Annotated in this window: 9 protein-coding genes; all 9 read right to left on the bottom strand. The window is 39.8% G+C overall.

The features are described from left to right. Positions 1 to 122 precede the first annotated feature (122 nt). Positions 123 to 620 (bottom strand): nitroreductase family protein, encoded by a 498-nt coding sequence (locus DWZ38_RS16560; protein ID WP_117854227.1) that lies wholly within the window; start codon positions 618 to 620, stop codon positions 123 to 125. 364 nt (positions 621 to 984) lie between these two features. After that, on the bottom strand, positions 985 to 1,221 hold the full coding sequence (locus DWZ38_RS16565; protein ID WP_117854228.1) for a polya polymerase: 237 nt from the start codon (positions 1,219 to 1,221) through the stop codon (positions 985 to 987). Positions 1,222 to 1,394: 173 nt separating this feature from the next. Then, positions 1,395 to 2,276 carry a carbohydrate ABC transporter permease gene (locus DWZ38_RS16570; RefSeq protein ID WP_117854229.1) on the bottom strand — a complete coding sequence of 294 codons (882 nt, stop codon included), beginning with the start codon at positions 2,274 to 2,276 and terminating at the stop codon, positions 1,395 to 1,397. A gap of 12 nt (positions 2,277 to 2,288) precedes the next feature. Next, entirely contained in the window at positions 2,289 to 3,206 is a 918-nt protein-coding gene (locus DWZ38_RS16575) for an ABC transporter permease subunit (RefSeq protein ID WP_117854230.1), read from the bottom strand. Positions 3,207 to 3,303: 97 nt separating this feature from the next. Next, entirely contained in the window at positions 3,304 to 4,746 is a 1,443-nt protein-coding gene (locus DWZ38_RS16580) for an ABC transporter substrate-binding protein (protein ID WP_117854231.1), read from the bottom strand. A 216-nt stretch (positions 4,747 to 4,962) separates the two neighbouring features. After that, positions 4,963 to 6,537, bottom strand: coding sequence for a helix-turn-helix domain-containing protein (locus DWZ38_RS16585; RefSeq protein WP_173767633.1), 1,575 nt, complete (start codon positions 6,535 to 6,537; stop codon positions 4,963 to 4,965). Continuing rightward, complete coding sequence (locus DWZ38_RS16590; RefSeq protein ID WP_117854233.1) at positions 6,534 to 8,252, bottom strand: histidine kinase; 1,719 nt, start codon at positions 8,250 to 8,252, stop codon at positions 6,534 to 6,536. Before DWZ38_RS16590 ends, DWZ38_RS16585 begins: the two co-directional genes overlap by 4 nt. A 51-nt stretch (positions 8,253 to 8,303) precedes the next feature. Continuing rightward, a complete protein-coding gene (locus DWZ38_RS16595) occupies positions 8,304 to 10,751 on the bottom strand; it encodes a glycoside hydrolase family 3 protein (protein WP_117854234.1) in 2,448 nt (815 codons plus the stop codon). A gap of 22 nt (positions 10,752 to 10,773) precedes the next feature. Beyond that, positions 10,774 to 13,113 (bottom strand): cellobiose phosphorylase, encoded by a 2,340-nt coding sequence (locus DWZ38_RS16600; protein ID WP_117854235.1) that lies wholly within the window; start codon positions 13,111 to 13,113, stop codon positions 10,774 to 10,776.

The following is a 13,113-nucleotide window of genomic DNA, read 5'->3' on the forward strand; positions in this document are numbered from 1 at the left end:
TTTACTGGGTTTGACGGGTGTTTTATATCCATTTAGCTGCAAAAGTCAGGATATATGCCTGGTTGTCAAGGGGAAATATCTGTAGTTAGTCCCTACTATACCAAAAACAAGACTGTTCAAAGTTATTCAACAAAATGAATCCTTGTTTCATCAAAACGATTCTGCTGTTCTCGTATTTCTGCCGGATACCCCAGTGCAAACAGAGAAAATACTTCCAGATTTTTCGGAAGATTCAGTATTTCATGAACCAGGTTCATTCTGTCCTGCATCGGTGCAATCCCAATCCACACACCGCCAAGTCCCAGTGCATCCGTTTCCAGCCAGATATTTTCCTGGGCAATAGCCATATCAATCTGAGCCATATCCTGTACAACCAGACCTTTCGTGCGATACACCGGTACAATGACAACCGGGGCTTCTGCTGCACATCCGGAATATGGGGTTGCCTTTGACAATTCCTGTATTTTCTCTTTGTCTGTCACTACATAAAATTCCCATGGCTGCTGATTACATGCACTCAGTGCCTGCATTCCCGCCTTCAATATCTGTATGATTTTTTCTTTCTCTACTGCCTTATCCTCATATTTTCTGATACGCACCCTGTGAAAAACATTCTCCATATTATTTTGCTCCTTCTGTATACATTTTTGAACTTCTAGTTGTATCATACGATATATTTTTTATAAAAACAATCCAGAAATTTGTGCAGTTAATAGACGCTTTATGTTTCCGCGCAATTTTGCGTTGATACTTTCCTTCCAATAACGTATAATTCGGAGACAGCTGGAAAAGCAACCGGCTATTATATTATAAAAACATACGATTGGAGGGCATTGATATATGGAAGAAAACCAAACTCTAAACAGACCATAATAGAACTGCATTGTATAAAGATTTCCTTCGTAAAACGAAACTTCTTTATACAACGCAGCCTTTCCTTTAACTTTGAATCGTATGTAATTTTTCAAACAGGCTCCAACACTTTTATTTAACCGGAACCAGGAATTCCTTCAACAAAGCATAATCCTCTGCATCATAGCATACGATCTCATAGGATTCTATGTCCGGGTTGCTGAATACTCTGGTAAGCCCAATATACTGTGTCAGCTTGGAGGCAAGATTTAACACGTCTTTCACGTCTGTAATCAGTTCCACTCTTCCATGGCATTTCTCAAGTGCTCTGAAAAAGCCGTCAATGTTCTGTATTGATTTTACACGCATGGTTTTCACTCTTTTGAATTTCTTTTTTTCTTCGACATTAGAGCATGTTTACAAAGTACTTCACTGCTTCTTTTCATGCATCTTGTCAATGATATTATTTTAACACTATTTAAAATATTTTTTGCAATTCTATTTTTGTCATCATAGTTTCTATTTGGGAAACTATAATGATCTCACCCCTTCACAGCACCAACCGTAATTCCTTTTACCAGGAATTTCTGGAAAAACGGATATGCAATCAGAATTGGCAAAACTCCCAGAAATGCAATTGCCATACGCACTGATGTAGAAGGAATCTGTGCCATTACGCTGACACCAGACGCGGAAGTCTGTTTGATCATATCAATATTTCTCATAATCTTTGTTAACAATACCTGAATGCTGTAAAGGCTGTCGTCTGACAGATAATACAGACCATTCATCCAGTCATTCCAATATCCGAGACCAACCAGAAGTGCAACAGTTGCAATAATTGGTTTCGCCATAGGAAGTACACATTTCACAAGAATTGTCCCTTCACGCGCCCCATCGATTTTTGCAGCTTCGATAATTTCCATAGGGATACTGGATGTAAAATATGTTCTCATCATAATTACATTGTAAGCATTCAGTAAAAGATTGGGAATCAGCAATGCCCATATTGTGTTCTGAATATGGAAATTTCTTGTCCACATAATATAGGAGGGAATCAGACCACCATTAAACAGCATTGTGAAAAAGAGATAAAAAGCAAATATATTTCTGCCCGGAAGATCTTTTCTGGATAACGGATATGACATCAAAATTGTCATGATCAGATTAAGAACCGTTCCCACAACCGTAACACCAATAGAAACGCTGTATGCTTTTAACAGTGCACCAGTGCTGGAAAATAAATATTTGTATGCAGAAAGATCAAACTCTTTCGGCCAAAAAGTATAACCATATACTGACAGTGCCGATTCAGAACTGAATGACGCGGAAATCATCAAAAGAAACGGAGCCACACAGCATATTGTCAGCAATGCAAGAATTAAATTGGCAAAAAACTGGAATATTTTTTCGTTTTTATACATAGGTGCCTCCTTTTAAAACAACGCGCTTTCCGGATCGACTTTCTTTACGATCAGATTCGCTGTAATAACAAGTATAAATCCGACTACAGATTGATATACTCCTGCTGCTGCAGACATTCCAATGTTATTTGTCTGCATCAAACCACGATATACATAAGTATCAATTGTATTTGTCACATCAAGAAGTGTTCCGGAATTCATCGGAATCTGGTAAAACAGACCAAAGTCAGAATACATGATTCTTCCCACACTCATCAGTGTCAGAATTACAATCGTCGGTTTAATCGCAGGCAAAGTGATATGTAGGATCTGCTGCCATCTTCCTGCCCCGTCAACTCTTGCTGCTTCATAGTAAGTCTTATCAATTGCAATAATCATTGCATAGTACATAATACTGTTGTACCCGATATTTTTCCATAAATTAACGATTACCAGTATCACAGGCCAGTATTTCGGCTCATTGTACCAGGAAATTTTGTTCATTCCCAATTTTGCAAGAATCTGTGTATTAATATAGCCGTTTCCTTCACTGAGGAATGCAAATACCAGATAACTGATAATTACCATCGAAACCAGATACGGAATCAGAATACAGGTCTGATATATTTTTTTCGAAATCTTTGATCTTATTTCGCAAAGAAGGATTGCTACCGCAATTGCACACACAGTTCCTAAGACAATAAAAATAAGATTATAGCCAATTGTATTTCTCATAATGATCCATGCGTCTTTGCTGGCAAAAAGAAATTTGAAGTTTTTCAGTCCGATAAATGGGCTTCCATAAATTCCTTTCTGGAAATTATACTGACGAAATGCCAGTGACACGCCAGGCAGCGGCACATAATTATTAATAAAAATATATATGCAAGCCGGAAGCATCATCAGATACAAAGGCCAATAGCGTCTGATTTTTCTCATTTTACTTTTCATGAACAAACCTCCTCGTTTTTCTATTCAAACACATGCACTGCTAAGTGCATTTAAAAAGGACAGGACGAAACCGGCCTGTCCTTTTTATTCCCTTTACTTATTTCTGTTTTGCCAGATATTCATCCAGCTGTCTCTGTGCCTCTTCATGAATGGTTCTAAGACCAGCAGCTTCCAGTTCTTCAATGAATTCCGGAATTGCTTCTTCAGGATCTAATGCGCCCCACTGTAAAGGAGTTTCATACTTCTGCTTTACGTTATTACATGCAGTAATTTCGTTCATAATTGTAGAAGTATCCAGAACAAAACCAAGAGAAGTTGCACGTGCTGCACTATCATTGAACTCTTCAAGTTCCTGACGGACAGCTGGATCTTTTCCTTCGAATACTGGAAGAATATTTAAGTTCGGCCATGCCCACTCATATGTAGTATAAGTGTCTTTCACACCATCCGGAATCTTTACAACAGATCCTTCTTCTACCCATTCATAATTAACGCCTTCAATACCATATGCAGCCATTGTAGCTACTTCCTTATCGGAATAAAGCAGGTTCCACAATTCCATTGCTTTTTCCGGATATTCACAGCCTGCAGGAATACACCAGATACCTTTATTACGCTCTGTATCTTTAAGAGGCTCTACAAACTGGGCTGAAACAAATTCATGTCCATTGCCTTTTGAGAAATCTGCTTCTTTACCAGGAATCAGGTTTTCATAATCAGCAAATCCAACTGTGCTCATCGGACTGTTATCTGTGGAAGTAGCAGCATCTGGCATCAGAAGTCCTTCCTGGTTCCACTGGTACATATAATTACAGAAATCCTTCCATTCCTGTGTCTCATACTGGCTTGTGATAGTGGTATCACTTGGATCAAATCCATTTTCAAGTACAACTAGTCCATTATAAATATCATCAATGTGGAAGGTTTTCTGCATTCCGCCACCAACCCATGATGGAACAAGCGGATATAAATCCGGATAATTCTCTTTTACTTTTACAAGTACATCATGAAAATCGTCCATTCCTTTGATATCATCTGCATTGATTCCCAACTCATCCAGAATATCTTTTCTCATCATGACACCTGAAGCTCTTGCTTTGTCTCCATTGCTTGGAAGGAAATACATCTGGTCATCGAAATACAATGCTTTGGTATCTTCTTCTTTTACCATGGCAGCTGCGTCTGGTGCATATTCTGTATACAGATCATCCAGCGGAAGAAGCATTCCAGAGGATACCAGTCCGCTACGGTCAAGATTATGTGCACACACCAGGTCAAGTTTTTCGCCACTTGTCATTGCAAGATTCAGTTTTTCCGTATCAATTGTCTGATAGATTTCTACTTCTGCTCCAATTTTCTCTCTGGTGATTTCGCTAAGAGCCTCAGATACTTTTTCGCACTCTTCTGTTGAGCCTTCGCCAAACACCCAGATTTTAAGTTTTACAACATCATCATCTGCTTTTACTGCTACTGCCGGTGTAAATGCAGAGCATGTCATTAGTGCTGCAAGAACTGCTGCCATCATCTTTTTTCTTTTCATTTTTTCCTCTCTTCTGCACAGAAATAGATTTTATGTTCGCAGGCTTCCATGCATTGTCTGTGCTCATATGCTTTTGCCTCTTTCTGTTCTTTATTTTATCGCCCTGCCATATTTAAATCTATCAAAGAAGCATCCAGTATTGTTCTGTTTACGTTTACTTATTTTTTATTGATTATTTTTTGTTCTTTTTCCGCACATTTTTGTTCTTTTTCCGTTCTACGCGTTCCGTTCCGAGGATGGTGTCGTACCCATAACCTTTTTATAAACTTTACTGAAATGAGAAAAATTGTCATAACCAACTTTAGCTGCGATCAGACTGACAGGCAAAGATGTGGTAATCAACAGATTTTTTGCAGCCTTCATTTTGGTTAATGTAATATACTCCTTCAAAGGCATTCCTTTTTCTTTGTGAAACAGTCTCGAAATATAGTCCGGGCTTAGATAGACAGCTTTTGCAATCTGTGCACACTGTAAAGGAGAGTCCAGATTTTCACGGATATATTTTTCGATTATAGCCAGGCTGTTATCGGATGTTTCAGTTTCTGAACATGCCGAAACAAAAAAAGAAGTAATTTTTTTCAAATAAGCGGCAGCTGATTCCAGTGTAACAGCACTGCTGATTCCAGCCACATCTTCAAAAGCCGGTAAGGAATGTGCCGGAAGTTCCAGTTTCCGCGCGGCACTGTAAGCGCAGTGATAATAATTTTTGCAAAATTCAACCAGAGTATCGTGATTCAGTTTATTATTTATGTTTAAGGATTGAAGATACAACAATGCTTCCTGCTCTGCTTTGCCCGCCTGATTGCCAGAAAGATACATTTCGAATTGCGACAATAACTCCGGTTCACAGTATGTAATAGTTTGTGGAACACTTGCCGAATCAGAAAAAAAGATACCAGAACTTTGACAGATATTATTTTTCCTTTCTTCCTGCAAAGCGGCAGCTGTCCTGGACAACTCGCTTACCTGGAAAGAGGGACGTGTATAAAACGCGCAGGAACAGGAAAATTGCCTGGTAATTCTGGAATAGATCATATTTAACCGAGCATAATACACGTCTGCATCCATTAACTTATTTTCCAGGCTGTAAATAAGTATTCCAATAGACGTTTTATCTGGAAAATAAGACAATATCTGATGTTGAAACGGAGAGAAAAAATCTCTGAATATTTCTTCTGTACTTTGGCGCCATTCTTCAAAAGCTACTGGAAAGGAATGCCATTGTTGTATCTGAACCCACAAGAGATAAACGTCTGAACCAGCTGAAACCGGAATCTTCATTTCCTGAAGAAAGTGAAGCACCTGGTCAAGATCCGTTTCCTTTCCCATAAACCAGTCATTTAAAAGACCTTTCAACAAAGCATTTTTCTGGGGTAAAGCTGCTTTTCCAAAATTCAGCCAGGTCTGCTGCTGTTCTTTTTCCTGAATTCTTTTTATGCTCCGTTTAATAGCAGATTCAATGTCTTCATATCTTGCCGGCTGAAGAATATAATCAAAGCTTTCTAATTGAATTGCTTCCTGCGCATAGAAAAAATCAGCATGGGAAGTCAGAAAAATACATTCAAACTGGTAATGATTCTCCCTGCACCAGCGAAGAAGGGATAATCCACTTTCCTTTGGCATCTCAATATCTGTTAACAGAATATCAATAGGGTGGGAAAGAATAATTTCCCTGGCTTCGGATGCATTTAACGCCGTATAAACATTATGTACCAAAAGAGCACTCCAATTCAGACCTGATTTTAATGAAGAGAGTACACTTGGCTGATCATCTACTAATAAAATATTCATGATTCTATCTTCCTTTCCCGAAAAGGTATCAGAAGTTCCACACATCCCTGGTTTTCTATGTTATAAAATGCCAGAGTGCTTTGATTTTCGTAAATCATCTTCATGCGATAATATATGTTATAAATTCCTACATTGTAGTCTTTATACAAAAAATCATGTTCTTCCAGATGGTTCAGTGTATTCAGAGCCTCTAAAGGAAAACCTCCGCAATTGTCTGAAATTGTAATATTCAGATAATCCTGCTGCTCTATAGATACATGAGCAGTCTTCAATTGTATCTTAATATGAGATCGATCCTGACAATGCTTGATACTATTTTCTACAAAAGTAAGAATTGACAGAGGAGGAACCAAAACATCTGTTGTATCTGCCGAGATATCAATTCCAAGCTCCGGCCAACAAGAAAAATATAGCTGTTGCAATTTAATATAGCTGGATACAGAGTGAATTTCTTCTTCCAGACTGACCAGTTCAATGTTATTTCGAAAGATATAACGGAAATATTCTGAAAGAGCCAGAATGCTTTCCTGGATCTCGCCGTATTGTTTCTTTTCTGCCATGCCATACAGGCTTTTCAGACAGTTGAGATAAAAATGAGGACGGATCTGCAACTGAAGATACTGCAGCTGTGCCTGCTTTAAATCCAGTTTCTTTTCATATGCTTCCAGTTTTAAATCATTGATTTTAGTCAACATTTCATTAAAGGTCTGACCAAAGCGCTGCAGTTCCAGCAGATCATAATTGTCATTTACACGCAGCGATAAGTTTCCGTTTCCAACTTTTTGCATAGTTTCCATAAGCGTATTAATTGGATAAATCAATTTTCTGTACAGATACATTCCGATCAGGGATATTGAAAAAAGCAATGCGATCATACAAGAAATCAATACTTTCTGGAATAAATTCATATGTGACCAGATTCCCTTGTATGGAAAAATGCAGCAAAGCTGTAGATTATATTCTCCCACTGGTGAACTGATAAACTGATATGTTTTTTTATCAAGGGTTATTTTTCTGACAGGATTATCTTCATATGGAAATAGCAGTTTCCTGGTGACAAATTCTGAGGTATAAGGTGTTCCTTCCAAAGATGCATAAAAAAGATGCATATCCGAATCAGACATACCCGCGAACAATGAGAAATTATCCAGAGACGGATCCACCATAACAGCACAAATAGTAGTGTCATACCCGATCATCCGGATCAGTACCACCCGGTCTGAAAGCATAAATGGAATCCAGCGATTGCGTTCTTCTGACAGATGAATCGGCTGCATAAAGTAATCCTTGAGCAGTTTCTGGTCTTCATAGGAATAATGTTGCTGGAAGGAAGGATAATAACAATTATCACTTTTTTCTTTGCTGTACAGAAAAAATCCTCCAAGGCAGGAATCCTGCGTCAGAATCGGACGCAGGATCTGTAAGATTGTATAGGCATTCTGGTACTTTTCCAGTTGCGTGTTACTATAATGGAACGAATGAAAAGGAGAGCCGGGTACAACAAGATTATTAAGCTGAGTTTCCGATCGTTTCAAAACTTCTTCCATATGAGTTGTAACCTGCGACAGCTGGATTTCCGTATCTGACTGATCCGCATGAATCTGCCTGCTGATAGTATAGCAGGTCAGCACAAGAAGCAGGATAAGAGCCGGGATAGATACAGAAAGAAAAGAAATATTGAGAATCTGTTTAATTGTCTTCGGATTTTGTTTCATAATAATCTCCTCCTTTCCGGTTCCCACTTTTTCTTTCGTGAGGATTCCAAATTATGGGGTTACCTTGCTGGTCATATCCAGAAGATGGCTGACTGCATTCTCAAGCTCTCTGCGAGTCACACGCTTTTCCTGTACCCCCTTTAATATCTGGGCAATTACAGGAGGGCCTCCTGGCATGACAATATCGTTTCCAGCAGCAACAGCATCTGCTCCGTCTGTTACAATATCCATATCCCCCCAGTCGGTTACCACAGCTCCCTCAAATCCCCATTCTTCACGAAGAATATGGGTGCACAGATCTTTATTTGCTCCTGCAAAAATACCATTTATCTTATTAAAAGATGTCATAATACACGCAACCTTAGCATCACGAACCAGCATCTCAAAGGGCTTTAAATAAATTTCCCGGGCTGTGCGCTCTGTCAGGATCGAATCTACTGCATCATAATTTTTTCTGCTGCTTCCCCTGCGGAATGTTTCCTGCTCATTTACTGCAAAATGCTTCGGACATACCAGCACCGGATGATTCTCCTGTACACCCTTGGTTATCTCACAGGCACATATTCCAGTTAAATAAGGATCTTCTGAAAAATATTCAAAATTTCTTCCGCAAAGAGGATTCCTGTGTAAGTTTACAGCTGGTGCAAGCCATATATCCACTTGCTTTCTCTCGCATTCTTCCCCTATAGCATTTCCAAATTCATACCAGAGTTTTTTGTCAAATGCGCAGGCGATCAGCATTTCCGTTGGCCATGCTGTCTCTCCGATTCCAGCTGGTCCGTCTTTATAAAAAACAGACTTGATACCCTTTTCCTCAATCGCAGGAGAAACATATCCGGCATATCCAACCGGATGGCTGTTCGTGGTCAGAGGTGTCCCGTTTTCATCTAAAATTGTAGAAGGTTTACTCAGATCTCCTGCTGCTGCAAAAGGAATTCCAGGTCCGTATCCCACACAAAGGGCAGCCAGTTCTTCTATGGAAAATCCAGAAAAATTTCTTGTTTGCACTTTACAGTTATGTACTTCTGCTGCTTTTTTCTGTTGATTTCCTTTTTTAACTGTATCTACTCTCTCTGTTCTCTCTATTACGTCCGCTATTTTCGTCGTTCCATCAGGTTTTTTATCCTTTGTTAAAAATTTAAGCTTTCCACAGTTACAGGATGCTAACATCAGGCAATTCTCACATTGCTCCAGAACATAATCCTGTTCTGTTTGCATAAATTTTCCACAGACCGTATTTCTGGAAGAGTTTCCCACACGCAGTGCATACTCCCCTTTTTCCAGCACCCATGCGGCTCGCTCTTCTTCATATACCGCCAGTTCTTTCCATGGAATTGTAATGCTAAGCACTTCCTCTTCACCAGGAGCCAGCTGAGAGGTTTTTTCAAAACCTCCCAGAGCCTGCATCGGATGCTCACATCCTTCCTGATCCATTTTTGACCAATAGACCTGGGCTACTTCTTTTCCCGGCACAGCTCCTGTATTTTTCACACGGACAACAACTTTTATACCGTCTTTTTTCTTTTGGGTACCTGTTTCTGTAATTTCAAATGTCGTGTATGATAATCCGTATCCAAATGGGAATAACACATTTTTCTGAAAAGTATCAAAATACCGGTAACCTGCATAAATGTTCTCCCAGTAAACCGTTACAGGACTTTTCTCAAATCCCCTGCTGCCATTTTCCTCTGCGGATAATCCATAATCCTCATACGTCATGATCTGATCCGGATGTTCCTTATCCCATGAAAAATGTGCAGATGAAGGATAGTCGTTATAATCTTCTGCAATAGTCACTGTCATTTTTCCAGATGGGTTCACTTTTCCAGAAAGAATTCTGCCCAGGGCAACCGCACCTCTTTCCCCGGGAATTCCAAGAAACAATACACTTTTGATGCTGTCATACTTTTTCAGCCATGCCAGATCGATCAGACCATTTACATTTAATATAACCACAACTTTGGTAAACTGACTGCATACTATGTCTACCAGTTTTTCTTCTTCCCTTGTCAGGTAATAGTCTTCTGTCAAATGCCGGTCACATTCCTCACCACCGGAATTTCTTCCCAGAACGATCACTGCGGTATCTGTTTTTTCCGCTGCCTGTTGAAGCAGATACTCTGGCACTTCATATTCTTTAAGCGGAGCACGGTACTTTCCAAATATTTCATACATGATTCCACAGTTCATAGCCTCATTTACTTTCGTCCAGTCAAAAGTATCCTCTTCAGAAACCTTTTCCTCTTTCAGCTTATATGTGTAGAATCCCTTTAATAAAGCTTCCGGAATAATACTGTTTTTTTCACACTCGTCAAGAATCGTAGGACAGCCGGCAATATGAGCCCCACCTGAACCGTTTCCGGAATACAGCATTCCAATCTGTGCTCTTCCGAAGAATGCCACATCTTTCTGTCCGACAAATGGAAGAAGATTATCTTCGTTTTTTAGCAGTACCACAGATTCTTCTACTATTTTTTCTGCAACTTTTTTTTGATTCATTCTCTCTATTGCTCCTTACTGGTTACTGCTGTGAAATTTTCACTTCGACCTCATGCATCTTTCCATCTCTGAAATCTGGCAATACAGATTCCAGGCACGGCTTTCCATCTACAAAAAGACTTCCTTTTCCGTTCTCCACATGCTGTGGATTTTGAATCACAATGTGATAATCGGCTCCTCTGAAATGTCTTGTCATCTCTGCATTTTCCCATTCTGCCGGAAAACAAGGAACAATTTTTAAGCCTTCATAATCCCTCTTCACACCCATGATTCCTTCGTATATTCCCATCAGGCACCAGACAGATGTTCCTGTAGTCCAGGACTGATAAGACTTTCCGTAATATCCTGGATGTGTAGAGTAGCAATTGGTAAAGACATAAGGTTCAGCACCGGAACGTGAAGAAGGATTTTTCTCACTGTCAGGCATTATTTTCTTTAATGTCTGCAATGCTTTTGATGCTCTTCCCACCTTACAATCCATCAGAATCTTAAATCCTGTTGCGTGACAATAAACACCGCCATTTTCAAACAATCCGGGAAGCATTCCTGACATTCTTCCTACATGGGCATCGTAAATCTGGTAAGGCGGATCGTTCAATGGAAATCCAAAATCCCGCTCCATTTCATCAACGGACCGAAGCAGTTCTGGCAGCTTTTCATCATCTGCTACATCTGCCAACACAGCCCAGGTCTGGGCATTCAAATAGATTTTACTGCCTTTACTGTCCTTGGTACCTATATCTCCTTTTCTACTCAAAGCTCTAGCATACCAGTTTCCATTCCATGCCGCCTGATTGATACTGCATTTCATTTTTTTGTACTCTTCTTCCAGGAACTGTGCATATGTATGATCACCTGCATATTCCATCAGATTTTTCAGTTCCCGAAGTGCCAGACAGAACTGATGGGAAAGCATCACAGATTCTGCCTCTTCATCATCTGTAACATTCAGTGCGTCGTTCCAGTCTGCGAAAAATATTTTAACCAGACCGTTTTCACCTTTATCTGCAATCAGTCGGTCAACAGCTGCTTTCACATGCTCCAGCACTGTAGCTTCCCCACCATCCTGCCAGGCTGTCTTTTTTTCCAGCAATGCCAGATTACCAGTTTCTTTGATCAGTTCACATACTGCCCAGATGATCCAGAATGGCTGATCTGAGTAACGGGTATCATCATAAGGATACCAGGTCAGTACCGCATGCCCATCACGGAACTGATGTCTCAGACACTCTATAATCTCTTCTTCTGCTTTTTCCTGTCTGTAGTTCAAAAGTCCGACTGCGATCTGCAGATTATCCCGGACTCCTTTTTTCCCGACAATACAAAAATCAGCCTGCTTTTTCACCCAGTTATTCATAATATGGTTTATTTTTTCATCCGGTGTCTTAATTGACAGAGAACTGATTTTTTCATAATTGTATGCTGCTGCTTTTTCAAATTCCTGCTGTACTTTTTCCGGGTTTGATCCGTACTGTTCTACTACTTCAATCGCCTTTTCACATGACTGGCTGATTCCGAACAGCACATGAATTTCTTTTTTCTCACCTGGCTGTAACTGAATTTTATGCTGAAGCACTCCTCCAAGGATAAAAAGTGCAGCTTCTGAATTCGTGCAGTCTCTTCCCTGTACCACTACATCTGGCCGCTGAAATAACGCACATGCAGATGCATCCGGCATTGTTAAGGTCGATAACGAGCCACAGAATTTCGTCAAATCTCCATCATAAGCATATACTGGTTCCGTAGAAGCCAGAAATCCGTGATAATACTCATGTGGGGCAAACGGATGTGCGGAATCACAGTAAATTCCATTTAATTCTGACTGAAAACCAGTATTCATACAACGGTACATTTCGTAGTATCTTGGATAAGAAAATCCTTCCAGCGAAAAGCTGACAGCCGAAAACATACTGAGATTACGTTCCTGTTCTCCCTTATTACAAAGCGTCACTGTCCACATTTCATAAAGTCCCTTTTGGGGAACAAAAATTCTCCAGGAGCCTTCTATTTCATCTTTTTCTGATCGTATTTCTGAGTAGCTGATGTTGTGTGTACAGCTGTAATTTTCAACTTCCGCATTTAATGGTCCTTTTCCAATGTTCCAGCAGCTTCCACTTTCATCATCTCTTAAATATACATATCTGGCATCATTTTGATTAATCATGCACATATCTGCTTTTTCGCTGAGGAAATAGCTCCGGCCATGACCGGTCTGGGAAATCTGGGCACAATACCGGTCTTCATTCCATAAATAATTATACCAGTGTCTTGGCGTTGCCGGATCTAGTATCTGACAGCTGTTTCCTTCATCCGTAAACTGATACAGATCAGTGTTTTCCAGCATTTCTACTGATGTCTTCAT

The organism is Ruminococcus sp. AF31-8BH (assembly GCF_003460605.1).
In the GTDB taxonomy this organism is placed as follows: domain Bacteria; phylum Bacillota; class Clostridia; order Lachnospirales; family Lachnospiraceae; genus Blautia_A; species Blautia_A acetigignens.